We start from the raw sequence: 25842 nt of genomic DNA, 5'->3' as shown, positions 1-25842 counted from the left end.
CATTGCCCGCGGGGCGGTAACTCAACTACCGTTGAGTTCAACAGTTGATGAGTTTTCCGGGAGGTGGGGCATGGACGACGCGGTGTCGGTCCGTGACCTGGTGGTCGACCGGGGCCGGCAGCGGGTGCTCCAGGGCATTTCCTGCGTGGTGCCGCGCGGCGCGGTCACCGGGCTGCTCGGGCCCAGCGGCAGCGGCAAGACCACGCTGATGCGGGCCATCGTCGGGGTGCAGACGGTCTCCTCGGGCACGGTCACGGTGCTCGGCCGGCCGGCCGGCGCCGCCGAGCTGCGCCACCGGGTCGGCTACCTCACCCAGGCGCCCAGCGTGTACGCCGACCTGACGGTCCGGGAGAACGCGCGCTACTTCGCCGTGCTGCAGGGCCGGGGTCGGGCCGACGCGGACCGCGCGGTGTCCGACGTCGGCCTGGCGAAGGCCGCCGACCAGCTCGTCGGCACCCTCTCCGGCGGGCAGCGCAGCCGCGCCTCGCTGGCCTGCGCCCTGGTCGGCGAGCCCGAGCTGGTCATCCTCGACGAACCCACCGTCGGTCAGGACCCGGTGCTCCGCGCCGACCTGTGGGCCCGGTTCCACGCGATGGCCGCCACCGGCACCACCTTGCTGGTGTCCAGCCACGTGATGGACGAGGCGGCGCGCTGCGACCGGCTGCTGCTGATCCGGGACGGCCGGCTGGTCGCCGACGACACCCCGGACGCGGTCCGCGCCACCACCGGCGTCGACGACCTGGAGGAGGCCTTCCTCCGGCTGATCCGGGCGAGCGAGCAGGAGGGCGCCGGTGAGCGCGAGGAGTGAGCCGGGGTTGCGAGCCCCGCAGTCGCGAACGAAGGAGAGACCAGCGTGAACCCCCGCATCCTGGCCGCCACCACCGGGCGGATCCTGCGTCAGCTGCGGCACGACAAGCGGACCGTGGCGCTGCTCGTCGTGGTCCCGACCGTGCTGCTCACCCTGGTCTACTTCATGTACGTCGACCAGCCCACGCCGCCGGGACGGCCCAGCGTCTTCGACCAGGTGGCCCTGATCATGCTGGGCTTCTTCCCGTTCATCATCATGTTCCTGGTGACCAGCATCGCCATGCTGCGCGAGCGCACCACCGGCACGCTGGAACGGCTGCTCACCACCCCGCTGGGCAAACTCGACCTGCTCTTCGGCTACGGCATCGCGTTCGGCCTGGCCGGCGTGCTCCAGTCCACGATCGCGTCGCTGGTGGCGTACCGGGTGTTCGGGTTGGACACCGCCGGCAGCCTCTGGCTGGTCGTCATGATCGCCGGGGTGAACGCGGTGCTGGCGGTGGCGCTCGGCCTGTTCTGCTCGGCGTTCGCCCGGACCGAGTTCCAGGCCGTGCAGTTCATGCCGGTGGTGGTGCTGCCGCAGCTGCTGCTCTGCGGGCTGTTCGTGCCGCGGGGCGAGATGGCCGGCTGGCTCCAGGCGATCAGCGACGTGCTGCCCCTGTCGTACGCCGTCGAGGCGCTGCAGGAGGTCGGCGCGCACGCCGACCCGACCGGGACGATGTGGCGGGACGTGGCGATCGTCGGCGGGGCGGCGGTGGCGGCGCTGGTGCTCGCCGCGGCGACGCTGCGCCGGCGCAGCGGGTGATGGCGCGGCGCACCGGCCGGCGGCCCGGCAACCCGGACACCCGCGAAGCCATCCTCGCGGCGGCGCGGGCGACGTTCGCCGAGCGCGGCTTCGACGCCGCCTCGATCCGGGCGATCGCCGCCGCCGCCGGGGTGGATCCGGCGCTGGTGCACCACTACTTCGGCACCAAGGAGGAGCTGTTCCGGGCCACCGTGTCGATCCCCGTCGACCCGGCCGAGCTGGTGCCGGGGGTGCTGGCCGGGGGCCGGGACGAGGTCGGCGAGCGGCTGGTCCGCACCTTCCTGGCGGTGTGGGACTCCCCGGTCGGCACCGCCGCGGTGGCCCTGCTCCGCTCGGCGGTGAGCAACCAGTGGACCGCGCGCCTGCTGCGCGAGTTCCTGGTCACCCAGGTCCTGCGCCGGGTCGTCGACCAGCTCGACCTCGACCCGGCCGAGGTGCCGCTGCGGGGCGCGCTGGTGGCCACCCAGATCGCCGGCCTGGCCATGATGCGGTACGTGATCCGCCTCGAACCGGTCGCCACCGCTTCCCCGGACACCCTGGCCGCCACGATCGGCCCCACCATCCAGCGCTACCTCACCGGCCCGCTCGACGCGGGCTGAGGTCCCTGGCGGCGGGCGGTCCCACCGTGCCGCCCGTCGAGCTGACCTCACCAACGACTCGCGGGGCCGCGTCGGCTGCCCGCGCCCGGCGTGAGTCGTTTCTGACGTCAACTCCAAAGGCGGACAGCAGACAACTCCCGCCCGTGTCGGCGACGGGCCGGCGGGAATCCGCTGGCACCCGCCGCCCGCGGCGCCGGGGCGGGCCGGGAGCGGCGGGGTGCGTCAGCGGGTCTGCTCGAGCCAGGAGGCGTACAGCAGGGCGTAGACGGAGTCCGGGTCGCGGAGCAGCTCGTCGTGCGGGCCGCGCTGGACGATCCGGCCCCGGTCCACCACGATCACCTCGTCGGCCGCCTGGGCGGTGGAGAGCCGGTGGGCGATGGCGAGGGTGGTCCGGCCCCGGGTCACCGCGTCCAGGGTGCGCTGCAGGCGTACCTCGGTGGCCGGGTCGACGGCGCTGGTCGCCTCGTCGAGCACCAGCAGGTCGGGGTCGGCGACGTACGCCCGGGCCAGCGCCACGAGCTGCCGCTCGCCCACGCTGAGCGCCTCGCCGCGCTCCCCGACCGGGGTGTCCAGCCCGGCCGGCAGCCCGTCCAGCCAGTCGGCCAGGCCCAGCTCGACGAAGGCGGCGGTGAGCTGCGCGTCGGTCAGCTCCGGTCGGGCGAAGCGGACGTTCTCCCCCACCGTGGTGTCGAAGAGGAAGCCGTCCTGCGGCACCATCACCACGCGGGAGCGCAGCGAGTCGAACCGCACCTGCCGCAGGGACACGCCGGAGAGCAGCACCTCGCCCTCGGTGGGGTCCATCAGCCGGGTGAGCAGCTTGGCGAAGGTGGTCTTGCCGCTGCCCGTCTCACCGACCACCGCCACCCGGCTCTTCGCCGGGATGTCCAGGGTCACGCCGTGCAGCACCGGCGGCCCGCCCGGGTAGGCGAAGGTCACCCCGGCGAACCGGATGTCCAGCGGACCGGGCGGCAGCTCCCGCCCCTGCTCCCCCGGGTCGGCCACGTCCGGCGCGACATCCAGCACGTCCAGCACCCGCCGCCAGCCGGCGATCGCGTTCTGCGCCTCGTTGAGCACCTCGGTGGCGATCTGCACCGGCTGGATGAACAGCGTCACCAGGAACAGGAACGCGGTGAGCTGGCCGATGGACAGGGTGCGGTCCACGCCGAGGTTGACCCCGACCACGACCACGCCGGCCAGGGCCAGGCCGGCGGCCAACTCCCCGACCGAGCTGCCCATGATGCTGATCCGGATGGCCTTCTGCTGGGCCTGCCGCTGCCCCTCGATCGCCGCGTCCAGCCGCCGGGCGGTCCGCCCGGCGATCCCGTACGCCCGGATCACCGGCGCGCCCACCACGCTCTCGCCGATGGTGCCGAGCAGGGTGCCCATCCGCTGCCGGACCAGCCCGTACGCGCCGGCCAGCCGGCGCTGGAGCAGCCGGATGACCAGCACCGCCGGGGCGAACGCGACGAGCACCACCAGGGTGAGCTGCCACGAGTACGCGAGCATCACCGCGGTGGTGACCACGAGCTGGCCCAGGTTGACGATGAGGATCACGCCGCCCCACTGGAGGAACTGGGTGATCTGGTCGACGTCGCTGGTGACCCGGGAGACCAGCGAGCCGCGCCGCTCGGACTGCTGGTGCAGCATCGACAGGTCGTGCACGTGCCGGAACGCCCGGGTGCGTACCCCGGCGAGGGCCGTCTCGCTGACCGTGAAGAGCCGGCGCATCATCAGGTAGCCGCAGGTGGTGGTGACCACCAGCACGGCGGCGGTGACCACCACGGTCAGCGAGACCACGTCCAGGTCGAGGCCGCCGACGATGCCGTGGTCGATGCCGCGCTGCACGGCCACCGGCACGGCGACCCGGCCGACCATGTAGACCAGCGCCAGCGCCACCGTGCCGGCCAGCCCGGTCCTCAGCTCCGGCGAGAGCGCCAGCCCGCGGCGCAGTGTCCGCCAGGTCGACTCGGTCGCCTCGGCCGGCGGGGCGGCCTCCACACTCGCGCTCACCGGTCAACCTCGACTTCCAGGCCGGAGGTCAGCGGGGTGACCTCGTCGTACGTGCGGGTCTGCTCGCGCTCCTGCTCGGCCTGTTCGTACGCGGTCACCAGGTCGGCGTAGCCGGGCACGGTGGCGAGCAGCTCGGGGTGGGTGCCGCGGGCCACCACCCGGCCGTGCTCGACGTAGATGACCTCGTCGGCGAGCGCGATGGTGGCCCGCCGGTACGCGACCACCAGGATCGACGCGGGCGCCACCCCGTCATCCGGGGCGCGCAGCCCGGCCAGGATGGCCGCCTCGACGCGCGGGTCGACGGCGCTGGTGGCGTCGTCGAGCACCAGCAGCCGGGGCCGGCCGGCGAGCGCCCGGGCCAGGGTGAGCCGCTGCCGCTGCCCGCCGGAGAGCGAGGTGCCCCGCTCGCCGACCACGGTGTCCAGCCCGTCGGGGAGGGCGGCGACGAAGCCGTCCGCCTCGGCCAGCCGCAGCGCCGCCCAGACCTCCTCGTCGCCGATGCCGGGCCGGTCCAGGGCGATGTTGGCCCGGACGGTGTCGTCGAAGACGAACGGCACCTGGGCGACCAGTGCCACGGTCGAGGCGAGCGAGGCGGCGGCCAGCTCCCGGACGTCGACGCCGTCCACGGTGACCGCGCCGGAGTGCGGGTCGACCAGGCGTACGGCCAGGGAGGCGATGGTGGACTTGCCGGCGCCGGTCGGCCCGACCAGGGCGACCGTCTTCCCGGCGGGCACCGTGAAGGTCACCTCGCCGAGCACCTCCGTGCCGGGCAGGTGCGCCTCGGCCGGCTCGTACCCGAAGTGGACGTCGTGGAAGGCGAGGGTGGCCGGCGTCGGGGTGGCCGGGTCGAGGGTGGTGTTCCCGTACGGCATCTCGCCGGTGGCGTCGAGGACCCGGCGCACCCGGTCCCAGCCGGCTACGCTGCGCGGCAGCTCGGCGAGCACCCAGCCGATCGCGCGCACCGGGAAGGCCAGCACGGTGAAGAGGAAGGCGACGCTGACCAGCTCGGTCACGTCGATCGCGCCCTGGCGCAGCCGGAGCGCGCCGACCACCAGCACGGCCAGGGTGCCCAGGCTGGGCAGGGTCTCCAGCATCGGGTCGAAGACGCCGCGCAGCTTGCCGACGGAGATCAGCGCGTCGCGCAGCTCGCCGGCGCGGGCGGCGAAGCGGGCGGTCTCCTGCGCCTCGCGGCCCATCGTCTTGACCACCAGCGCACCGTCGAAGCTCTCGTGGGCGATGCCGCTGACCTCGGCCCGCAGCCGCTGCGCGCGGGCCTGGCGGGGGGCCATCCGCCGGGAGTAGACCACGTTGAGCGCGAACAGCGCCGGGAAGACCGCCAGGCCGACCAGGGCGAGCGCCCAGTCGGTGAGGAAGAGCGAGACCACCGCGCCGACCAGCATCACCACCGTGCCGACCGCGAAGGGCAGCGGGGCGATCGGGTACCAGGCGGCCTCCACGTCGGAGTTGGCGTTGGAGAGCAGGGTGCCGGTGGCGTTGCGGTGGTGCCAGGCCAGCGGCAGGTCGAGGTAGCGGCGGGTGACCCGGCGGCGGTAGGCGGCCTGGAGCCGGTACTGCATGTAGCCGGCGCCGAGCCGGCGGCCGAAGATGCCGACCACCCGCAGCACGCTGATCCCGAACAGCGCGGCGGCGGCGAGCGCGAGCGTGCCGGTGGCCACCGAGCCGCGGGCGACGGCGGGGACCACCACCTTGCCGACCACCCGGCCGACGACGAACGCGCTGGCGATCACCATGAGGCCGAAGAGCACGCTGCCGGTCACCGCGACCGCGAAGATCCTCGGCTGTTCCCGGATGGCCCGGCCGAGCACCCGCAGCCCCCTGCCGAGGACGTCCCGACTTGTCCCGCTCGCCAACGCACTCCCCCGCCGTAAGCCGCATTTTTCTCCCTCATCCTTACCGCTCGGCGCCAGCTCTGCCGACCCGCCCGGGATATGTCCAGCGTCACGTCCGCGGCCTACCATCGACTGATGCCGCGGTACGCCCGATCGGAGCGCGAGGCGCTCGCCGACCTGCTGCTGGAACTGGGACCGGACGCGCCGACGGTCAACGAGGGGTGGACCACCCGGGACCTGGCGGCACACCTGCTGGTGCGGGAGCGCCGGCCGGACGCCGCGGGCGGCATCCTGCTGCCACCGCTGCGCCGCTACGCCGAGGGGGTCCGCCGCCGGGTGGCCGCCGGGCCGTACGCGGAGCTGGTGGCCCGGGTCCGCCGCCCGCCGCTGTGGAGCCCGCTGAGCAACCCGCTCACCGACGAGCTGGCCAACACCGTGGAGTTCTTCATCCACCACGAGGACGTGCGCCGCGCCCGATCGGGCTGGCTGCCGCGCGACCTGCCGGCCGGGCTGCAGGCGGTGCTGTGGAAGCGGACCGCGCTGCTGGCCCGGCTGGCGCTGCGCCGCTTCCCGGCCGCCCTGCTGGTGCAGGCCCCCGGGTTCGGCGAACTCGCCGTCGGCCGGGGCGGCGAACGGCTGCGGCTGGTCGGCGCGCCCGGAGAGCTGACTCTGTTCCTTTCCGGCCGGCAGCGGGTGGCCCGGGCGCAGGTGGACGGGGCGGCCGCGCCCGCCGAGCGGTTGCGGACGGCCGACCTGGGCTTCTGACCGAGTGTGCGGAATCGGTCACGCCGGGGATGTGAAACGGGATTCACCCAGCGACGGCAGCCGATCGCTGGTGCCGTACGCTCCTGCCCGCCGCCACACCTCGGGCGGCGGACAGGGAGCACGATGCGGAGCTTCGCCGTCTCGGCACTGCGCGAACCCCCCTTCCCGGCGCGCCGGCACGCCGCCGCCGACCTGGTCGCCACCGAGAGCGCCGGTTGGGTACGGGGACTGCGCCTGCTCGACACCCCGGCCGCGCTGCGCCGGCTGAGCGGCGCCAACCCGGCCGAACTCGCCGCCCGGGCCTGCCCGGACGCGCCGGTGGAGCGGCTGCGCCTGCTCGCCGACCTGATCTCCTGGCTGTTCGTGATGGACGACGCCTGCGACGAGGACGGGCTGGGCGCCAGCCCGACCCGGCTCGCGCCCACGGTGGCGCGCCTGCTGGACGTGCTCGACCGGCACGGCGACCCGGACGTCCCGGTGCCGGCCGACGCCGGACCGCTCGGCGTCGCGCTGGACGACCTCTGCCGGCGGGTCCGCGCCCGGCAGCGACCGACCCTGCTGCTGCGCCTGGTCAGCCAACTCCGGGAGTATCTGCTGGCGCTGCTCTGGGAGGCGGCCAACCGGGAGCACGGCCGGGTGCCCGGGGTGGCCGAGTACGTGCAGATGCGCCGGCACACCGGCGGGGTGCGGCCCAGCTTCACCCTGACCGACCTGGCGTACGACGGGCTGCCGGGGGCGGGCCGGCGGGCGGAGCCGGCGCTGGCCGCCCTGGACGCCCTCGCCGCCGACCTGGTCTGCTGGTGCAACGACCTCTTCTCCTACGGCAAGGAGCGGGACCGCGCGCCGGACGCGCACAACCTGGTCGCCACGCTCATGGGCGAGGGCGGGCCGGACGAGGAGGCCGCGCTGCGGGCGGCGGCCGCGCGGTTCAACGACGGCCTGGCCGCGTACGCGCAGCGGGAGGCGGAGTTCGCCGCGACGGGTGACGAGGGGGTCCGCGCCTTCCTGACCACCCGGCGCAACTGGATCCGGGCCACCTACGACTGGTCGCTCCAGGCAACCAGATACGCCTGACCTGCCCGATCCCGGCACAGTGAGGGCTAGCCGCTCCCCGGGTGCAGGCAATACTCTTCGGTAACCGCAAAAAGCCGTGACCCCCGTCACGTTCCCCCACCGTTGAAGGCGGCTGCAACGATGGCTCTCGATGTACCATACCGTTCCATCCCCGACATGTTCCTCAAGCGCGTGGCGGAGACCCCCGACCGGCCCGCGTTCGCCCACCCCGCCCCGGACGACTCGGGACCGGTCTGGCTGAGCTGGGAGCAGGTCGGGCGGCGCGCCAAGGCGGTCGCGGCCGGGCTGCACGGCCTCGGCGTCGGCCTGGAGGATCCGGTGGCGATCCTGGCGAACACCCGGCTGGACTGGGTGATCGCGGACTTCGGCATCATGTGCGCCGGCGGGGCGACCACCACCGTCTACCCGACCACCGAGCCGGAGGACGCGACGTACATCATCGCCGACTCCGGGTCGACGGTGCTCTTCGCGGAGAACCCGACCCAGGCGGCGAAGATCGCCGGCGCCACCCTGCCGGCGCTGACCCACGTGGTGCTCTTCGACGGCGAGCCCGACCCGGCCGCCGCCGTCCCGCAGCTGACCCTCGCCGAGCTGGAGGAGCGGGGCACTCGGGCGCTGGCGAACGAGCCGGACCTGATCGACATGCTGGTCGCCGGCATCGGCCCGGACCACCTGGCCACGCTGATCTACACCTCCGGCACCACCGGCCGGCCCAAGGGCGTCGAGCTGCTGCACGGCGGCTGGTGCTGGGAGGGGGTGGCGCAGGCCGAACTGGGCCTGCTGCACGCCGACGACCTGCAGTACCTCTGGCTGCCGCTGTCCCACTCCTTCGGCAAGACGCTGCTCTGCGGCGCCACCCACGTCGGGCTGCCCACGTACGTCGACGGCCGGGTGGACAAGCTGGTCGACCTGCTCGGGGTGGTCCGGCCGACGCTGATGTGCGGCGCTCCCCGGGTCTTCGAGAAGGTCTACAACAAGGCGGTCACCACGGCCCAGGACGCCGGTGGCGCGAAGGCGAAGATCTTCGCCTGGGGGGTCGCCGTGGGCAAGGAGAAGGTCGCGCTGGAGCAGGCCGGCAAGCCGGTACCGGCCGGGCTGCGGCTGAAGTACTCGGTGGCCGAGAAGCTGGTCTTCAGCAAGCTGCAGTCCCGGCTCGGCGGCCGGATCCGGGTGCTGGTCTCCGGGGCGGCGCCGCTGAGCAAGGAGATCGCCACCTTCTTCGCCGCCGCGAACCTGCCCATCTCCGAGGGGTACGGCCTCACCGAGACCAGCGCGGGCAACTTCGTCAACCCGCCCGACGGGCTGCGCATCGGCACGGTCGGCAAGGCGATGGGCGACCTGGAGTGCCGGATCGACAGCGACGGCGAGATCCTGGTCCGCGGCCGCCCGGTCATGCGCGGCTACCACAACCTGCCGGAGGAGACCGCCGCCGCGTTCACCGAGGACGGCTTCTTCCGGACCGGGGACATCGGCAGCCTCGACGACGACGGCTACCTGCGCATCACCGACCGGAAGAAGGACCTGGTCAAGACCTCGGGCGGCAAGTACATCGCGCCGTCGCACATCGAGGGCATGTTCAAGGCCATCTGCCCGTACACCTCGCAGGCGGTGGTGGTCGGGCAGGCCCGCAACTACTGCACCATGCTGGTCACCCTGGACCCGGACGCGATCAAGGGCTGGGCCGCCGGCGGCCCGCTGGAGGGCCGGGACTACGCCGACATCGTCAGCTCGCCGGAGGCGCGGGAGATGGTGGAGGGCTACGTGGCGGAGCTCAACGCCAAGCTCAACCGCTGGGAGACGATCAAGAAGGTGGCCATCCTTCCGCGCGACCTCACCATCGAGGACGGCGAGATCACCCCGTCGCTGAAGATCAAGCGCCGGAGCGTGGAGAGCAACTTCGCCGCCGAGATCGAGGAGATGTACGCGGGCACCCTCGCCGAGCTGTAGCGGTCCGCCCGGCGGCCGTGCCCCACCGTCCCGGGGCACGGCCGCCAGCGCGTACCGGACCGCCGGCCGCCCTGCCGGTCACAGGTGCTCCCGGCGCCACCGGCTCTGCTCCTCCTCGACGTCGAGCTGCTCCTCCAGCGCGAGCTGCCGGACCTGCCGCCGCCGGCCGTTCTCGCTGAGCGTCTCGGCGGTGATGGCGGCGACGGTGAGGACCGCCAGCACGGCGAGCGCGGCCAACTCGGGCAGCCGGGCGGCCAGCGGGGCGACGCCGACCAGCACCACGACCGCCAGCAGCAACGGCCAGCGCACCGTCCGCAGCGCCAGGTACGCGCAGGCGGCGACGCTGAGCAGGTGCAGGGCCACCCCGCCGTAGAAGACGCTGATCCAGAAGCCGCCCAGCGGCACGCCCCACGGCGGGCTGCCCGGCTCGGCCGCCTCGGCGAGCAGGTCCTTGAGGGCGAGGGCGAAGAAGATGATCCCGGCGATCATCGGCAGGTGCAGGAAGGTGTACGCGTCCCGGGCCAGGTGCAGCCGGGTGGCCGGGTCGCGGGCGTGGTGCAGCGCCTGCTCGAGGGCGAACGCGAGGGTGTCGAAGTACGCCCACCAGAGCATGGCGGTGACCACGATGCCGAGCACGGCGGCCACGGCCACCGGCAGGGTCAGCGGCAGGTCGGTGAAGAACCGCGCGCCCAGGCCGAGCGCGATGATCGTCTCGCCGAGCGCGATCAGCACCATCAACGCGTGCCGTTCCGCCCAGTGCCCGGCCGACACCACCACCCACCAGATCCGGGCCAGGATCACCCCGGCCACGTACTCGACCAGCAGTGCCATCGTCCAGAGGGCGAGCTGGAGCAGGGCGGCCGGCGTCCCGCTGGCCACCCGCTGCGGCACCGTGCCGGCCACCACCAGCAGCGCCGTGGCGGTCATCGGCACCATCAGCCGTGGCAGCAGCGAACGGCGCCGGGCCGGGTTGCCGCGCTCCACCGAGATGAAGATGGCGAGCTGGACGCCCCGGATCAGGAAATAGCAGCCGGCGAAGACCAGCGGCCCGTCCAGCCCGCCCGGACGGTCGACGAACGCCCCGGGGATGCTCAACACCAGCAGGAAGATCGCGGCGACGGTGACGAAGCCGAGCACCGGCAGCAGGCCCTGATCGGTGCGGACCGCGTTGCCGACCCGGGCGAAGCCGGTCCAGCACCACCAGAGCAGCGCCAGCACCAGCAGACAGCGGTACAGGTTCAGCGGGGTGGGCGTGGTGGCGGTCAGGCTGGTGACGTTGATGAACGCGAAGACGAAGACCAGGTCGAAGAAGAGTTCCAGCCGGGTGGTCCGGGAGCCCGGCGCGCCGCGCTGGACCAGGTTCGACCAGCGGCCCCCGGCACCGTTCCCCACCCGGGCAGTCTGTCAGCCGCCGGGCCGGTCCCGAGGGGGATCGGCGCAGGTCAGGCGATGACCGACGGCTCCCGCCACTGCGGGCGACCGGCCCGGTCCAGGTCGTAGCGGACGGCGGCGAGGCGCCCGACGGCTTCCACCAGGTCCGCGGCGGGCAGGGTGAAGGGCAGTCGGAGGAACCGCTCCAGGGTGCCGTCCAGGCCGAACCGGGGTCCGGGCGCCAGGCGTACGCCGACCTCCTCGGCGGCCCGCGCGAGGGCGCTGGAGACCGGGCCGTCCAGCTCCGCCCAGAGCGTGACGCCGCCGCGCGGCGCGGTGACCCGCCAGTCCGGCAGCCGCTCGGCCAGGGCGCCGACCAGGGCGTCCCGCTGAGCGGCGAGCTGCGTGCGACGGGCCGCCACGATGGCCGGCGCGTCGGCGAGCAGGTGCACCGCGACGAGCTGGTCCAGCACCGGGCTGGCCATGTCGACGCCCACCCGGGCGGCGGCCAGCCGCTGCACCTGCGGCGCGGACGCGCGCACCCAGCCGATCCGCAACCCACCCCAGTACGGCTTGCTCATCCCGCCGATGCTGATCACCCGGGAGTGCCGGTCGAAGGTCGCGACCGGCGGCGGCAGCTCGGTGCCGTCCAGCGGCAGGTCCACGAAGGACTCGTCGATGACCAGGTCGGTGCCGGCCGCGTGGGCGGCGCCGACCAGCCGCTCGCGCAGCTCGGCCGCCATCAGGTGGCCGGTGGGGTTCTGGAACTCCGGGATCAGGTACGCCAGCTTGGGCCGGCCCTGCCGGATGCTGCCCAGCAGCAGGTCCGCGTCCCAGCCCACGCCGTCGGCGGCGAGGCCGTGGGTGGTGATCCGGGCCCGGCGGGCGGCCAGCGCGGCGAGCGCGTTGGGGTACGTGGGCGACTCGACCAACACCCCGCCGCCCGGCGACAGGGCCAGCCGCAGCACCAGGTCCAACGCGTGCTGGGTGCCGCTGGTGACCATGATCTGTTCCGGACTGGTCGGCAGGCCGCGCTCGGTGTACGAGCGGGCCACCGCCTCGCGCAGCTCGATGATGCCGGTCGGGTGGTATCCGGCCCCGCCCAGGTAGCGCGGCAGGTCCTCGGTGGCCGCCCGGGCCGCCGGCACCAGCTGCGGTGGTGCGGCGAGCGCGGCCACCCCGAGGTCGATCATGTCCCGGTCGTCCAGCGGGGTCCAGAGGCCGGTGCTGGCCACCCGGTGGGTGCCCGGGAGCATGGTCCAACTGCCGGCGCCCCGCCGGCTGGCCAGGTGGCCGGTCTCGCGCAGCTCCCGGTAGGCGGCGGTGACCGTGGTCCGGCTGATCCGCAACGCCTCCGCCAGCTCCCGCTCGGCCGGCAGGCGTACGCCGAGCGGCAGCCGCCCGTCGGCGAGCAGGCCGCGGACCGCGCCGGCGAGCGCGGCGTAGTCGGGGCTGCGCCGGCGGCCGGGGAGGGCGTGCCACTGACCGAGGAGCCGAGCCAATTGGACGCCACGTACCTGGCTCGTCATGGCCACCCCTCCTAAATTGGCTCTGTCCCGGTCGAGATTGGCTCCTAGAGTGGCATGCATGGCACCGATTGGCAATCTCTGGTACCGGCCCGCCCGACGGCTGACCCAGCTCTACGCCGGGCTCACCCTCTACGGCGTCAGCATGGCGCTGATGGTCCGGTCCGGGCTGGGCCTCGACCCGTGGGACGTCTTCCACCAGGGCGTGGCCCGGCAGACCGGGCTCACCATCGGCACGGTCACCATCGCCGTGGGCGCCCTGGTCCTGCTGCTCTGGATCCCGCTGCGGCAGCGGCCCGGTCTCGGCACGGTCAGCAACGTCGTGGTGATCGGCCTGGTGGTGGACGCCACCCTGGCCCTGCTGCCGGACGGGGGCGGGCTGCCGGTCCGGGTCTGCCTGCTGGTGGTCGGGATCGTCGCCAACGGCGCCGCCACCGGCCTCTATCTGGGTGCCGCGCTCGGCCCCGGTCCGCGCGACGGCCTGATGACCGGGTACGTCGCCCGTCGACCCGGGCGCTCGATCCGGCTGGTCCGGACCGCCATCGAGGTGACGGTGCTGGCCCTCGGCTGGCTGCTCGGCGGCACCGTCGGCGTCGGCACCGTCGCGTACGCGCTGGCCATCGGACCGCTCGCGCAGCTGTTCATCCCGCTCTTCGCGGTGCCGGCGCGGCCGGCCGAGCCGATCGTGGCCGGTGTCCCGCGCCCGACCGGCGAGGCCGCCTGACCAGGGCTCCCCCGCTGGCCCGAGCAACTCCCACCGGACTTGCGGCACACTACGAACTTGATGACGTGAACGGATCGCGATCAACTCCACGCCGAGTCATCCACGTCATCAAGTTCGTAGCCGCTCAGGACTCCACCCTCGTCGAGGGGATCCGCCGCCGACAGCGGTCTTCCGGCACGCAGCGTCACCGTCGGGGCAGCCCACCGCCACGGGATGGGACGGGCCGCACCGCGCTGAGCTGCGACGACGGCCTGGGGCGAAACCGGGTGTTTTCTCCACGGTCGACGCCGGGCATCATTCCTGCATGGGGGAGAACGGATGGCGCTGGACCGACGCCTGGATCTTCGTCTCGCTGGTGATCGCCAGCGGTGCCGGCCGGCACCGCCGGTCGGCCTCCACGCGCCGGCCGGAGGGCGTACGCCTGGCCGACGTCCTCTCCACCGCCGACCACCTCAACCGGGCCATTCCGGAGCGGCAGGAGCTGGAGACGGCGGTCCGCCGGCTGGTCGGCGCCGGCCTGGTCAGCGTCTCCGACGGCTGGTTCCGGATCACACCGGACGGCGAGCGGCTCTGGCGTAGCCGGCCCAGCGCCGGGGTGGGGACCATGGTGGAAACCCTGCAGGGCGTGCTCAGCCGGCAGCACGTGCCCGGTGAGTCCGACTGGAGCCTGGCCGAGGACGACCACGCCGCCGCGGTGCAGGAGTACGTGGTCCGCTCGATCCCCATGCCGCGCCGCGCCCCCGAGGGCCACTCCGGCCGCCCCTGACCCGCCGGCCCCCCGGGGCGGGAGCGAGCAGGGGTCGGGTCAGCGGACCGGGTGACCGGCGCCGCGCAGGGCGTCCTTGACCTCGCCGACGGTCAGCTCACCGAAGTGGAACACGCTGGCCGCGAGCACCGCGTCGGCGCCCGCGCCGATGGCCGGCGGGAAGTGCGCCACCTCGCCGGCGCCGCCGCTGGCGATCACAGGCACGTCCACGACCCGCCGGACGGCCTCGATCAACGGCAGGTCGAAGCCGGTCTTGGTGCCGTCGGCGTCCATGGAGTTGAGCAGGATCTCCCCCGCGCCCAGCTCGGCGCCGCGTGCCGCCCACTCCACCGCGTCGAGGCCGGTGCCCCGGCGCCCGCCGTGGGTGGTCACCTCGAAGCCGCTGGGCGTGGCGCCGGCCGGGGCCCGCCGCACATCCAGGGAGAGGACCAGCACCTGACGGCCGAACCGGTCGGCGATCTCGGCGATCAGCTCGGGGCGGGCGATCGCGGCCGTGTTCACCCCGACCTTGTCCGCGCCGGCCCGCAGCAGCGTGTCGACGTCGGCCACCTGGCGGACGCCGCCACCGACGGTGAGCGGGATGAAGACCGACTCCGCGGTGCGGCGGACCACGTCGAGCATGGTCCCCCGGTCGCTGACGGAGGCGGTGACGTCGAGGAAGGTCAGCTCGTCCGCGCCGGCCCGGTCGTACGCCGCGGCCAGCTCGACCGGGTCACCGGCGTCGCGCAGGTCGAGGAAGTTGACCCCCTTGACCACCCGCCCGGCGTCCACGTCCAGACACGGGATCACCCGTACCGCCACCGTCATGCCGCGAGCCTATCCAACCCGGCGGGCCCGGCGGCCGGCCCGAGGGCCGGCCGCCGGGAACGGTGTCCGGGGTCACACCCGGACGAGCATCTTGCCCAGGTTCTCGCCGCGCAGCATGCCGAGGAACGCCTCCGGGGCGTTCTCGATGCCGTCGACCACCGTCTCGTCGTACGAGAGCTTCCCGTCGCGCAGCCAGCCGGCCATCTCCTGGACGAACTGCTCGCGCAGGTGGCCGTGGTCGCCGACCAGGAAACCGCGCAGGGTGAGCCGCTTGCCGATCAGCAGCGCCAGATTGCGCGGCGCGGCCGGCGGCTCGGTGGCGTTGTACTGCGCGATCATGCCGCAGATGGCGGCCCGGCCGTGCAGGTTCATCGCGCCGATGGCGGCCTCCAGGTGCTCGCCGCCGACGTTGTCGAAGTACACGTCGATCCCGTCCGGGGCGGCCGCCTTCAGCGCGTCCCGCACCGGGCCGTCGTGGTAGTCGAAGGCGGCGTCGAAGCCGAGGGCGCGGAGCCGCTCGACCTTGGCGGCGGACCCGGCGCTGCCCACCACCCGGGCCGCGCCGCGCAGCTTGGCGATCTGGCCGACCATGCTGCCCACCGCGCCGGCCGCGCCGGAGACGAAGACCGTCTCGCCCGACTTCATGGCCGCCACGTCCAGCAGGCCGGCGTACGCGGTGAGCCCGGTCATGCCGAGCACGCTCAGGTACGCGCTCACCGGCGCCAGGTTCGGGTCGACCGTACGGGCCCCCTTGGCGTCCACCAGCGCGTACTCGCGCCAGCCGAGGCCGTGCAGGACCGTGTCGCCGGGCTTGAAGCCGTCCGCCTCGCTCGCCACCACCTCGCCGACCGCGCCGCCGTCGAGCGGGGCGTCGAGCTGGAACGGCGGCACGTACGACTTCACGTCGTTCATCCGGCCCCGCATGTACGGGTCGACCGAGATGAACCGGTTGCGGACCACGATCTGGCCCGGCCCCGGGGTGGGCACGTCGGTGGTGACCAGGCGGAAGTTGTCCGCGGTCGGCCAGCCCTGCGGGCGGGAGGCCAGGTGGATCTCACGATTGACGGTCACTGCGCCTCCCGGACGGTGAGCGCGACCTCGATGTTGCGCCGGGTCGCGTTGGAGTACGGGCAGACCTGGTGGGCTGCCTCGACGAGCTGCTCGGCGGCGGTCCGCTCGACGGCGGGCAGGTCCACCACCAGGGTGACGGTCAGGCCGAAGCCGCCGGTGCCGTCCGGGCCGATGCCCACCTCGGCCTCGACGACCGAGCCGGAGACGTCGGCCTTCGCCCGGCGGGCGACCAGCCGCAGCGCGGAGTGGAAGCAGGCCGCGTAGCCGGCGGCGAAGAGCTGCTCCGGGTTGGCCGCGGCGCCGGCGCCACCCATCTCCTTCGGGATGGCCAGGTCCAGGTCGAGGGTGCCGTCCGAGGTGCGGACGTGGCCGTCCCGGCCGTCCCCGGTGGCCCGCGCGGACGCGGTGTAGAGCACCTGCATGGGGGTCACTGCTCCTTCTGTCGGTGGATCGTCTCGGTGACCCGGGTGAGGGTGTCGCGCAGGGCGACCAGCTCGGCCTCGGTGAGGCCGGTGGCGCGGGCCACCCGCAGCGGCACCTCGTCCATCCGCTCCCGCAGGGCCCGGCCCTGTGCGGTGAGGCCCACCTCGACCCGGCGCTCGTCCCGGGCGGCGCGGGTACGCCGCACGAAGCCGGCCGCCTCCAGCCGCTTGAGCAGCGGGGAGAGCGTGCCGGAGTCGAGCCGGAGCCGGGCGCCGAGCTCGGAGACGGTGGGTGCGTCGTCGCCGCGCTCCCAGAGCACCAGCAGCACCAGGTACTGCGGGTAGGTCAGGCCGTGCTCGTCGAGGATGGGCCGGTAGACGTCGGTGAGGGCGCGCGACGCCGCGTAGAGGGCGAAGCACACCTGCCGGCGCAGCACCAGGTCATCGGTCACTCCTGAACCGTAGCGCCCAATTAAGTTGTGCACAATCTATCTGCTCCGTGGCGTGACCACCCACACGCTCCGGAACGCGGGTCAGCGCTCGGGGAGCCACGCCTCCAACTCGACCTCCACCAGGTGGTCGGGGTCGAGCAGGCCGGCCACCACCACCATGGTCGCCACCGGGCGGACCGCGCCGAACACCGCGTTGTGCGCCCGGCCCACCTCGTCGGCGTACATCCGGTCGGTCACGTACATCCGGGTCCGGATCACGTCGGCCGGCTCCGCACCCACCTCGGCGAGCGCGTCGAGGCCGATCCGCAGCGCCTGGGCGGTCTGCGCCGCCGCGTCCCCGACGTGCGCCACCCGCCCGTCGACCGTGGAGGTGCAGCCGGCGGTCATCGCCAGGGGCCCGACCCGGACCACCCGCGAGTAGCCGTACACGGCCTCCCAGGGGCCGCCCGAGCCGAGGCGGGTGACGGCCCCGCCGTCACCCGCGAGGGTGGTCACGCCGCGTCCCGCAGGGTGGCCAGCGCCTCCGCGACGGTGAACGCGCCCGCGTAGAGCGCCTTGCCGGCGATCACGCCCTCCACGCCGACCGCCTCCAGGGTCGCCAGGGCACGCAGGTCGTCCAGCGTGGAGACACCGCCCGAGGCGATCACCGGCGCGTCGGTGCGCGCGCAGACCTCGCGGAGCAGGTCCAGGTTCGGCCCGCGCATGGTGCCGTCCTTGGTGATGTCGGTGACGACGTACCGGGCGGCACCGGCCTTGTCCAGCCGCTCCAGCACCTCGTACAGGTCGCCGCCGTCGCGGGTCCAGCCGCGCGCGGAGAGGGTACGGCCCCGCACGTCCAGCCCGATCGCCACCCGGTCGCCGTACTCGCCGCAGACCCGGTCGCACCACTGCGGGTTCTCCAGCGCGGCGGTGCCGATGTTCACCCGGGCCGCCCCGGTGCCCAGCGCGGCCTGCAACGACTCGTCGTCCCGGATCCCACCGGAGAGTTCGACCTTCACGTCGAGTTGCCGGACCACCTCGGCGAGCAGGTGGGCGTTCGAGCCGCGGCCGAACGCGGCGTCCAGGTCGACCAGGTGGATCCACTCCGCGCCGTCGGACTGCCAGGCGAGGGCCGCCTCGATCGGGTCGCCGTACGCGGTCTCGCTGCCGGCGGCGCCCTGCACGAGCCGGACGGCCTGGCCGTCGGCGACGTCCACGGCGGGCAACAGGGTGAGGCTCAACGCTCTTCTCCTCGGTTCAGGTCCGACGGTCCAGGGCGATCACCACGATCGCCGGCAGGACCAGCAGCAACAGCACGACCAGCGCCAGCCGCAGCGCCAGATCGTCGACGAAACTCCAGATGCCGGCCAGCGCCACCCCGGTGAGCAGCACGATCGCCGTGCGCTCGCCCCGGGTGTGCCGGCTCAACCGGCCGGTTCGTCCCCGGCGCAGCTTCGGGGTCAGCCGGCGTACCACGGCGCGGCGCCGCTCCCGGCGGGCCACCCGGCGCAGCCGCACGGCGCGCTCCGCCGCCAGCCGGGCCTCGCGGGCCGCCCGGCGGCGGGCCCGGTCCTTACTCAAGCGTGCCCAGCCAGTTGCGCAGCAGCGCGGCGCCGGTGTCGGCCGACTTCTCGGGGTGGAACTGGGCCGCGGAGAGCGGACCCCGCTCCACCGCCGCGACGAAGCCCGTCCCGTGCTCGGCGGTCGTCACCGCCGCGCCCGCGGCGGCCAGCCCCGTCAGGTCGGTCACCCCGTAGGAGTGGACGAAGTAGAACCGGGCATCCGCCGGCAGGCCGGCGAAGAGCACCGAGCCCGCCGGGGCCTGCACGGTGTTCCAGCCCATGTGCGGCAGCCGCCGCGCGGGCAGCCGCGTCACCCCGCCGGGCAGCAGGCCCAGCCCCTTGGTCACCACGCCGTGCTCGTCGCCGTGCTCGAAGAGCACCTGCATGCCGACGCAGATGCCGAGCACCGGGCGGCCCGCGGCGACCCGCTCGGCGATGACCGGACCGGCGCCGAGCGCCTCGATCCCGGCCATGCAGGCGGCGAACGCGCCCACCCCCGGCACCACCAGGCCGTCGGCCTCGGCGGCGGCGGCCAGGTCGTCGGTCACCGTGACATCGGCGCCGGCCCGCTCCAGGGCCCGCTCGGCCGAGCGCAGGTTGCCCGAACCGTAGTCGAGCACCACGACCCGCTTGCCCATCATCCCTCCCCGGGTAGCAGCCGGAGCAGCCCGCCGACGGTGGCCAGCACGGCCAGCAGGCCGGTGATCACCACCGCGGCCCGCGGGGCGCCCTGCTTGTGCAGCGACCACGTCCCCCCGACCAGCACGCCGGCCAGGATCAGCAGCAGCGTGGGCAGCGCCGCCCCCATCAGAGCCCCCTTCCATTCGCGACTGCGGGGCTCCGCTTCGCTGCACTCCTCGCGCTCATCAGAGCGCGCCCTTGGTGCTCGGCACCACGCCGGCGCTGCGCGGGTCGATCCCGACGGCCTCGCGCAGCGCGCGGGAGACGGCCTTGAACTGCGCCTCGACCACGTGGTGGGCGTCCGGGTGGCCGCCCGGACGGGCCGCTCGCAACACGTCCACGTGCAGCGTGATCCGGGCCGCCTGGCCGAAGGACTCCCAGATGTGCCGGGTCATGCTGGTCGGGTAGACCGGCCCGATGTACGGCGCGAGCGGCGGCTCGTCGTGCACCACGTACGGCCGCCCGGAGAGGTCGACCGCGGCCCGGACCAGCACCTCGTCCATCGGGACGGTGGCCGAGCCGTACCGGCGGATGCCGGCCTTGTCCCCCAGCGCCTGGTCGAACGCGGCGCCCAGGGCGAGCGCGGTGTCCTCCATGGTGTGGTGGGCGTCGATCTCCAGGTCGCCGACGGTGTGCACGGTCAGGTCGAAGCCGCCGTGCCGGGCGATCTGGTGCAGCATGTGGTCATAGAAGCCGACCCCGGTCTCGATGTCGGCCTTGCCGGTGCCGTCGAGGTCGATCTCGACGAGGACCTTGGTCTCCTTGGTGATCCGCTCCACCCGGGCGGTCCGGCTCATTGCTCGCCTTTCGGTCGCGACTGCGGGGCTCGCACGCTCACTCCCCGCGCTCCCACTACAGCTCCTCCATTGCAGACAAGAAGGCGTCGGTCTCGGCGGGGGTGCCGGCGGTGACCCGCAGCCAGCCGGGCAGGCCGACGTCACGGACCAGCACGCCGGCGTCGAGCAGGCGGCGCCAGGCGACGGCCTGGTCGCCGCCGACCTCGAAGAGCACGAAGTTGGCGTCGCTGTCGGCCACCCGCTGACCCCGGGCGCGCAGCTCGGCGACGATCCGGTCGCGCTGCGCCATGATCTCCGCGACCGTGCCGAGCAGGGCGTCACGGTGGGCGAGCGCCGCGCGGGCGGCGGCCTGGGTCAGCGCCGAGAGATGGTACGGCAGCCGGACGAGCTGCACCGCCCGCACCACCGCCGGGTCGGCGGCCAGGTAGCCGAGCCGCCCGCCGGCGAAGCCGAACGCCTTGCTCATCGTCCGGGTGACCACCAGCCGGGGGTGGCCGGGCAGCACGGCGAGCGCGCTGACCGTGCCGGGCCGGGCGAACTCCGCGTACGCCTCGTCCACGACCACCATGCCGGGCGCCTCGTCCAGCACGGCGGCGACCACGGCCGGGTCGAGCGCCGTGCCGGTGGGGTTGTTCGGCGAGCAGAGGAAGACCACGTCGGGCCGGTGCGCCCGGACCTGGGCTACCGCCTCGGCGGCGGTGAGGCCGAAGTCGACGCCCCGGGCCGCCGGGATCCAGCCGGTGCCGGTGCCGAGGGCCAGCAGCGGGTGCATCGAGTAGGACGGGGTGAAACCGAGCGCGGTGCGGCCCGGGCCGCCGAACGCCTGAAGCAGCTGCTGCTGGATCTCGTTGGAGCCGTTGGCCGCCCAGACCTGGTCGACGGTGAGCCCGTGGCCGAGGTATTCCGCCAGGTCGGCGCGGAGCGCCACGGCGTCCCGGTCCGGGTAGCGGTTGAGATCGCGCAGCTCGGCCGCGAGCGCCTTGCCGATCGCGTCCACCACGGCGTCGGGCACCGGGTAGGAGTTCTCGTTGGTGTTCAACCGCACCGGCACGTCGAGCTGCGGCGCCCCGTAGGGGGTCAGGCCCCGCAGGTCGTCCCGGATCGGCAGGTCGTCGAGGGTGGTCACGGGCGGACCCCCGGGAAGCGCGCGCTGACCGCCTGGCCGTGCGCCGGCAGGTCCTCGACGCCCGCCAGGGTGACCACGTGCGGGGCCACCTCGCGCAGCGCCTCCTCGGTGTATTCGACCAGGTGGATGCCGCGCAGGAAGGACTGCACGGACAGCCCCGAGGAGTGCCGGGCGCAGCCGCCGGTGGGCAGCACGTGGTTGGAGCCGGCGCAGTAGTCGCCGAGCGACACCGGCGACCAGGCGCCCACGAAGACCGCCCCGGCGTTGCGCACCCGCAGCGCCCACGCCCGGGCGTCCTCGGTCTGGATCTCCAGGTGCTCCGCCGCGTACGCGTCGACCACCCGCAGCCCGGCCTCGAGGTCGTCGACCAGGACGACGCCGCTCTGCTCGCCGCCCAGCGCGGTGGCGATCCGCTCGGTGTGCTTGGCCGCCGGCACCTGCCGGGCCAGCTCGGCGTCGACCGCGTCGGCGAGCGCCACCGACGGGGTGACCAGCACGCTGGCGGCGAGCGGGTCGTGCTCGGCCTGGCTGATCAGGTCGGCGGCGACGTGCGCCGGGTCGGCCGTGTCGTCGGCGAGGATGGCGATCTCGGTCGGGCCGGCCTCGGCGTCGATGCCGACCACCCCGCGCAGCAGCCGCTTGGCGGCGGTGACCCAGATGTTGCCCGGGCCGGTGATCATGTCGACCGGGTCGCAGCGCTCGGCGCCGGCCGGGTCGACGGTCGAGCCGAACGCCAGCATGGCGACCGCCTGGGCGCCGCCGACCGCGTAGACCTCGTCCACGCCGAGCAGCGCGCAGGCCGCGAGGACCCGCTGGTCGGGCAGGCCGCCGTTGTCCTTCTGCGGCGGGCTCGCCACCACCAGCGAGCGCACCCCGGCCGCCTGGGCGGGGACCACGTTCATCACCACGGTCGACGGGTACATGGCCAGGCCGCCGGGGACGTACAGGCCGACCCGGTCGACCGGCACCCAGCGCTCGGTCACCGTGCCGCCGGGCACCACCTGGGTGGTGTGGTCGGTGCGGCGCTGGTCGGCGTGGACCTTGCGGGCCCGGGTGATCGACTCCAGCAGCGCGGCCCGGACCTGCGGGTCGAGCGTCCCCTCCGCCTCGCGGATGACCTCCACCGGCACCCGCAGGTGCTCCGGGGAGACGCCGTCGAACCGTTCGCTGGCCTCCCGGATCGCCGGGTACCCATGCTCCCGGACCGCCTCGACGAGCGGGCGGATCCGCTCGACGGCCACGGAGACGTCGAGCTGGGCACGGGGCAGCAGGCGGCGCGGGTCACGGGCCCCGCCGCGCAGGTCGATCCGATTCAGCACCCTTGCGAGTCTAGGCGGCCGGCCCGCGAGCCGGCCCGCGCCGCCCGTACGCCGGGACGGTGAGCCGGGACACGCCGCCCGACCGAGATCGGGATACGCTCGGACCCGTGACCGCACGGCTGCCGGTGTTCCCGCTGGGGACGGTCCTCTTCCCCGGGCTGGTCCTCCCGCTGCACATCTTCGAGGAGCGCTACCGGGCGCTGGTGCGCCACCTCGTCGGGCTGCCCGAGGGGGCGCCCCGCGAGTTCGGGGTGGTGGCGATCCAGGCGGGCTGGGAGGTCGCCCCGGGCGGGCCGCCGGGCCGGCCGAGCCTGGGCGGCGGGGAGGTCACGCTGCACGAGGTGGGCTGCACCGCCGAGCTGCGGCAGGTCACCGAGCTGGCCGACGGCGGGTTCGACATCGTGACCGTGGGCCGGCGCCGGTTCCGCATCGCCGAGGTCGACTCCGGCACCGCGCCGTACCTGACCGCCGAGGTGGAGTGGCTGCCCGAGCCGGCCGGCCCGGACGAGATGGCCGGCCTGCTGGCGGCCCGGGTGATCTCGGTGTTCCGGCAGTACCTGAGCCTGATCCGGCCGGACCCGCAGGAGATCTCCGAGCAGCTGCCGGAGGACCCGACCGTGCTGTCGCACCTGGTCGCCGCGACCGCCGCGCTGACCGTCGCCGACCGGCAGCGGCTGCTCGCCATCGACGACACCGCCGCCCGGCTCCGCGCCGAGCTGCGGCTGCTCAACCGGGAGGCGGCCCTGCTGCGCCAGGTCCGGGCCGTCCCGGTCCCGCTCAACGAGCTGGCTGGTCCCCCGGCGCCGAACTGATCCCCGGCCCGGGCGGCCAGCCGCCGTCGGGCCCCGGACCGGGCCAGCCGCCGTCGGGTCCCGGACCGGGCCAGCCGGCGCCGAGTTCCGGCTCCGGGCGCAGCGACGGCCACCGCGACCAGCCGGCCAGCAGGGTGTACATCACGGCCGCGCCGAACGCGGGCAGCAGCAGGTTGCCGTGCGGCACGGGCAGCAGCGCGTACCAGTCGATCCCGCCGGCCCGCAGGTCGGCCGGCTTGGTGAAGGCCGTCCCGTCCGGCGCGGTGGCCAGCAGCCGGTGGTACGTGCCGAGCCCGATCCGGCGGCCCACCTGCCAGGCCGCCACCGCCGCGCCGATCCCGCCGAGCACCCCGGCGAGCAGGCCGACCGGCCCGCGCCGGCGGCGCAGCAGCACCCAGAGCGCGATCGCGACGAGCAACCCGAAGCCGAGCCCGAGCAGGCTGAACCAGCCGTCGGCGGCGACCGGCTGTTCCGGCTGCGGGGTGGCGTAGATCGCACCCTCGGCGGTCTTCCGCACCGGGGTGCCCGGTGCCACGGCCGCCCAGAGCACGCCCAGCGGCGCGCCCAGCACGCTCACCAGCAGCGCGACGGCCAGGGTGAGGCCGACCGCGCGGAGCCGGTCGGTGGGCCGGTCGGTGGCGGGCGGCCAGCCGGCTGCCCCGCCGACCAGGCCCGGGTATCCGGCGAGGGGGTCCGCGCCCGGCGGGTGCCCGGCGTCGAGCGGCGCGAAGCCCTCGGCCGGTCCGTCGACCCCGGCGGCGCCGGCGGTCCCGGCCCGGGTCGGGCCGTCGGCCGGCCCGGCGCTCGTCCCACCGGAGCCGGCCGGGGCGTCACGAGACGGCCGGTCGGGACCGGACGGGGGGCGGGCGGAGGTCTCCGGCCGGCCGGACGGGCGGTCGGCGGCACGCTCGGGATCAGGGGTGTCCGGACTCACCCGGTGATCCTCTCAGGCGGCGGGCCGCCGCGGGGGCGGCGGTGGCGGTCAGTGCGCGAACGGTTCCAGCATCACCGCGGCGGCCTTGAGCCACGCCTGCCGGGTCTCCGCCTGGAGCTGGTGGTACTCGATCGAGGAACCGGTCTCCAGGGCCGGGTCGTACGGCACCACCGCCACCGCGCGGGTGCGGGTGGCGAAGTGCCGCTCCAGGTCGTCCTGGAGCGAGCTGCGCCCCGGTGTCGGGCACGAGATCAGGGTGACCGCGTTGTCGGCCAGCTCGCCCATGCCCACCTCGTGCAGCAGGTCGAGCATCCAGTCCGCGCTGAACGCGGCGTCCTCGCGCGGCACGGTGGTCACCACGAGCTGGTCGGCGGCCTGCATGACGGTCCGCCAGTTCGGGCTCTCCACGTTGTTGCCGGTGTCCACGCAGACCACGTCGTGGGTCCGCCGCAGCAGCTCCAGCACCCGCTTGACGGTGAACTGGTCCAGCCGCTGGGCGAAGCGGGGGCTCTCCTCGCCGGCGAGCACGTCGTACGAGCCGTCCGAGGCGTGCCGCAGGTAGTCGTCGAGGTGCTCCAGCAGCGTGTTGCCCTCCAGGATCTCGATCTGCGCGAGGTCGTGGACCAGGTGCCGGATGGTGCGGGCGTGCCGGGCACTGCCGGCGCGCAGGCCGAGCGTGCCGCGCAGCTCGTTGTCGTCCCAGGCGAGCACCCCGCGGCCGCGGACGCTGCCCACGGTGGCGGCGGCGAGCACGGTGGCGGTGGTCTTGTGCACCCCACCCTTCGGGTTGGCGAACGCGAGCACCCGCGGGCTGCCCAGCTCCCGCCGGAGCACCCCGGCGGCCCGCTCGAGTTCGCTCTCCGGTTCCGGGGCGCGCCACTCGACCCGGGCCGGCTCCACCCGGGCCGGATAGCCCTCGGCCGCCGCCGGGTACGCCGGGCCGGGCACGATCGGCTCCGGGTAGGCCGGCTCGGGCGCCGGGTGGGTGTCCGGCCGGTAGCGGCCGCGTTCCAGCAGCGCGTACCGGGACTCCGCCGGAGGCGGCTCGGGCCGGTAGCCGTTGTCGAGCAGCGCGTACCGCGAGTCGACGGCCGCGGTGCCCCGGCCACGCACCTCGGGCTCCGGATGGTCCTGCGGGTAGGCCGGCTCGGCCCGCCACGCCGGCTCGGCGCGCGGCTCCGGCTCGGCGCGGTACGCGGGCTCCGCCCGGTAGGCGGGTTCGCCGTACCCGGGTTCGAGCCGGTAGGCCGGCTCCACCCGGTAGGTCGCCTCGACCCGGTAGGACTGCTCGGCGCCGTACGCCGGCTCGACCGGCTGCCCGGGCGGCTGCGCCCGACCGGTCCAGCCGGTGCCGGCGGCGCGCCGGGGCAACGGCTCGGCGGCCGGCGGCCGGCGTTCCTCCGCCCGGCGGTCCGCCTCAGTCTGCTCTCCGCCGCGTCCGCCGAGCCGCGCCCGGTCGAGCAGCGCCCGCCACCGTGGTGCCGGCTCAACCTGCCGACCCCAGCCGGTCTCGCTGCCGTCCAAGGCTTCGCCCTCCCCCAGCCCATCGATCTCCGCCTGACAGGCTACGAACGAAACCCTATTCGGACCACACCCCGGTTCGCACATCCCCTGGTGGGTCTCCTCACGGCCGGGTCCG

General features: G+C 74.6%; 27 protein-coding genes. 9 read left to right on the top strand and 18 right to left on the bottom strand.

Features of this window, described 5'->3' with window-relative positions; translation table 11 throughout:
- Window positions 1-70 precede the first annotated feature (70 nt).
- From EFE23_RS12545 to EFE23_RS12535, 3 genes are read left to right on the top strand one after another with little or no spacing between them, the layout of a single operon-like run.
- Entirely contained in the window at window positions 71-808 is a 738-nt protein-coding gene (locus tag EFE23_RS12545; protein ID WP_123241085.1) for an ABC transporter ATP-binding protein, read from the top strand.
- A gap of 45 nt (window positions 809-853) precedes the next feature.
- The gene (locus EFE23_RS12540; RefSeq protein WP_123241084.1) at window positions 854-1609 is read left to right on the top strand and encodes an ABC transporter permease; all 756 of its coding nucleotides are present in this window, start codon (window positions 854-856) and stop codon (window positions 1607-1609) included.
- Complete coding sequence (locus EFE23_RS12535; RefSeq protein WP_123241083.1) at window positions 1609-2208, top strand: TetR/AcrR family transcriptional regulator; 600 nt, start codon at window positions 1609-1611, stop codon at window positions 2206-2208. Before EFE23_RS12540 ends, EFE23_RS12535 begins: the two co-directional genes overlap by 1 nt.
- 222 nt (window positions 2209-2430) lie before the next feature.
- Here the strand turns inward: EFE23_RS12535 and EFE23_RS12530 are convergent, their stop codons facing one another.
- Window positions 2431-4218 carry an ABC transporter ATP-binding protein gene (locus EFE23_RS12530; RefSeq protein ID WP_373684006.1) on the bottom strand — a complete coding sequence of 596 codons (1788 nt, stop codon included), beginning with the start codon at window positions 4216-4218 and terminating at the stop codon, window positions 2431-2433.
- Entirely contained in the window at window positions 4215-6089 is a 1875-nt protein-coding gene (locus EFE23_RS12525) for an ABC transporter ATP-binding protein (protein ID WP_199737040.1), read from the bottom strand. The genes EFE23_RS12530 and EFE23_RS12525 overlap by 4 nt, the downstream gene beginning before the upstream one ends.
- Window positions 6090-6203: 114 nt before the next feature.
- On the opposite strand from EFE23_RS12525, the gene EFE23_RS12520 reads away from it, so the two are divergent.
- The 3 genes from EFE23_RS12520 to EFE23_RS12510 all read left to right on the top strand — a co-directional run bounded on the left by EFE23_RS12520 (window position 6204) and on the right by EFE23_RS12510 (window position 9854).
- Entirely contained in the window at window positions 6204-6833 is a 630-nt protein-coding gene (locus EFE23_RS12520) for a TIGR03085 family metal-binding protein (protein ID WP_123241102.1), read from the top strand.
- Window positions 6834-6956: 123 nt separating this feature from the next.
- Window positions 6957-7907, top strand: a complete 951-nt coding sequence (locus tag EFE23_RS12515) for a terpene synthase family protein (protein ID WP_123241080.1) — start codon at window positions 6957-6959, stop codon at window positions 7905-7907.
- Window positions 7908-8027: 120 nt separating this feature from the next.
- Window positions 8028-9854 carry an AMP-dependent synthetase/ligase gene (locus EFE23_RS12510; protein WP_123241079.1) on the top strand — a complete coding sequence of 609 codons (1827 nt, stop codon included), beginning with the start codon at window positions 8028-8030 and terminating at the stop codon, window positions 9852-9854.
- A 78-nt stretch (window positions 9855-9932) separates the two neighbouring features.
- Here the strand turns inward: EFE23_RS12510 and EFE23_RS12505 are convergent, their stop codons facing one another.
- Window positions 9933-11246, bottom strand: a complete 1314-nt coding sequence (locus tag EFE23_RS12505; RefSeq protein ID WP_199737039.1) for a low temperature requirement protein A — start codon at window positions 11244-11246, stop codon at window positions 9933-9935.
- 50 nt (window positions 11247-11296) lie between these two features.
- On the bottom strand, window positions 11297-12754 hold the full coding sequence (gene yczR, locus EFE23_RS12500; protein ID WP_123241078.1) for a MocR-like transcription factor YczR: 1458 nt from the start codon (window positions 12752-12754) through the stop codon (window positions 11297-11299).
- A 58-nt stretch (window positions 12755-12812) separates the two neighbouring features.
- Here yczR and yczE point away from each other — a divergent pair, with 58 nt between their 5' ends.
- Window positions 12813-13475 carry a membrane protein YczE gene (gene yczE, locus EFE23_RS12495; RefSeq protein WP_123241077.1) on the top strand — a complete coding sequence of 221 codons (663 nt, stop codon included), beginning with the start codon at window positions 12813-12815 and terminating at the stop codon, window positions 13473-13475.
- Between the two features lie 304 nt (window positions 13476-13779).
- Entirely contained in the window at window positions 13780-14241 is a 462-nt protein-coding gene (locus tag EFE23_RS12490) for a hypothetical protein (protein WP_123241076.1), read from the top strand.
- A 39-nt stretch (window positions 14242-14280) separates the two neighbouring features.
- Here the strand turns inward: EFE23_RS12490 and hisF are convergent, their stop codons facing one another.
- The 12 genes from hisF to hisD all read right to left on the bottom strand — a co-directional run bounded on the left by hisF (window position 14281) and on the right by hisD (window position 22457).
- Window positions 14281-15048, bottom strand: a complete 768-nt coding sequence (gene hisF, locus EFE23_RS12485) for an imidazole glycerol phosphate synthase subunit HisF (protein ID WP_123241075.1) — start codon at window positions 15046-15048, stop codon at window positions 14281-14283.
- Between the two features lie 72 nt (window positions 15049-15120).
- Window positions 15121-16119 (bottom strand): NADP-dependent oxidoreductase, encoded by a 999-nt coding sequence (locus EFE23_RS12480; RefSeq protein ID WP_123241074.1) that lies wholly within the window; start codon window positions 16117-16119, stop codon window positions 15121-15123.
- A complete protein-coding gene (locus EFE23_RS12475) occupies window positions 16116-16541 on the bottom strand; it encodes an organic hydroperoxide resistance protein (RefSeq protein WP_123241073.1) in 426 nt (141 codons plus the stop codon). Before EFE23_RS12475 ends, EFE23_RS12480 begins: the two co-directional genes overlap by 4 nt.
- A gap of 5 nt (window positions 16542-16546) precedes the next feature.
- Window positions 16547-16993, bottom strand: coding sequence for a MarR family winged helix-turn-helix transcriptional regulator (locus tag EFE23_RS12470; RefSeq protein ID WP_123241072.1), 447 nt, complete (start codon window positions 16991-16993; stop codon window positions 16547-16549).
- Between the two features lie 81 nt (window positions 16994-17074).
- A complete protein-coding gene (locus EFE23_RS12465; protein WP_123241071.1) occupies window positions 17075-17488 on the bottom strand; it encodes a RidA family protein in 414 nt (137 codons plus the stop codon).
- The gene (priA, locus tag EFE23_RS12460; RefSeq protein ID WP_123241070.1) at window positions 17485-18213 is read right to left on the bottom strand and encodes a bifunctional 1-(5-phosphoribosyl)-5-((5-phosphoribosylamino)methylideneamino)imidazole-4-carboxamide isomerase/phosphoribosylanthranilate isomerase PriA; all 729 of its coding nucleotides are present in this window, start codon (window positions 18211-18213) and stop codon (window positions 17485-17487) included. The genes EFE23_RS12465 and priA overlap by 4 nt, the downstream gene beginning before the upstream one ends.
- Window positions 18214-18229: 16 nt before the next feature.
- On the bottom strand, window positions 18230-18553 hold the full coding sequence (locus EFE23_RS12455) for a hypothetical protein (RefSeq protein ID WP_123241069.1): 324 nt from the start codon (window positions 18551-18553) through the stop codon (window positions 18230-18232).
- Window positions 18546-19172, bottom strand: a complete 627-nt coding sequence (hisH, locus tag EFE23_RS12450; protein ID WP_123241068.1) for an imidazole glycerol phosphate synthase subunit HisH — start codon at window positions 19170-19172, stop codon at window positions 18546-18548. Before hisH ends, EFE23_RS12455 begins: the two co-directional genes overlap by 8 nt.
- Window positions 19172-19342, bottom strand: a complete 171-nt coding sequence (locus tag EFE23_RS28480; RefSeq protein ID WP_199737037.1) for a CG2302 family histidine operon protein — start codon at window positions 19340-19342, stop codon at window positions 19172-19174. The genes hisH and EFE23_RS28480 overlap by 1 nt, the downstream gene beginning before the upstream one ends.
- A 58-nt stretch (window positions 19343-19400) precedes the next feature.
- The gene (gene hisB, locus EFE23_RS12445; RefSeq protein ID WP_123241067.1) at window positions 19401-20012 is read right to left on the bottom strand and encodes an imidazoleglycerol-phosphate dehydratase HisB; all 612 of its coding nucleotides are present in this window, start codon (window positions 20010-20012) and stop codon (window positions 19401-19403) included.
- A gap of 55 nt (window positions 20013-20067) precedes the next feature.
- Window positions 20068-21138, bottom strand: coding sequence for a histidinol-phosphate transaminase (locus EFE23_RS12440; RefSeq protein WP_123241066.1), 1071 nt, complete (start codon window positions 21136-21138; stop codon window positions 20068-20070).
- Window positions 21135-22457 (bottom strand): histidinol dehydrogenase, encoded by a 1323-nt coding sequence (gene hisD / locus EFE23_RS12435; protein WP_123241065.1) that lies wholly within the window; start codon window positions 22455-22457, stop codon window positions 21135-21137. The genes EFE23_RS12440 and hisD overlap by 4 nt, the downstream gene beginning before the upstream one ends.
- Window positions 22458-22564: 107 nt before the next feature.
- Here hisD and EFE23_RS12430 point away from each other — a divergent pair, with 107 nt between their 5' ends.
- Window positions 22565-23269, top strand: coding sequence for an LON peptidase substrate-binding domain-containing protein (locus EFE23_RS12430; RefSeq protein WP_123241064.1), 705 nt, complete (start codon window positions 22565-22567; stop codon window positions 23267-23269).
- Here EFE23_RS12430 and EFE23_RS12425 read toward each other — a convergent pair.
- The gene (locus EFE23_RS12425; RefSeq protein WP_123241063.1) at window positions 23235-24203 is read right to left on the bottom strand and encodes a DUF2567 domain-containing protein; all 969 of its coding nucleotides are present in this window, start codon (window positions 24201-24203) and stop codon (window positions 23235-23237) included. The two genes, EFE23_RS12430 and EFE23_RS12425, sit on opposite strands and share 35 nt — an antisense overlap.
- Window positions 24204-24251: 48 nt before the next feature.
- Window positions 24252-25727, bottom strand: a complete 1476-nt coding sequence (locus EFE23_RS12420) for an AAA family ATPase (protein WP_123241062.1) — start codon at window positions 25725-25727, stop codon at window positions 24252-24254.
- Between the last annotated feature and the right edge of the window lie 115 nt (window positions 25728-25842).

The sequence above is a fragment of the Micromonospora solifontis genome, from assembly GCF_003725545.1.
GTDB lineage: Bacteria > Actinomycetota > Actinomycetes > Mycobacteriales > Micromonosporaceae > Micromonospora > Micromonospora solifontis.
This window is presented reverse-complemented; position numbering and strand designations above follow the sequence as displayed.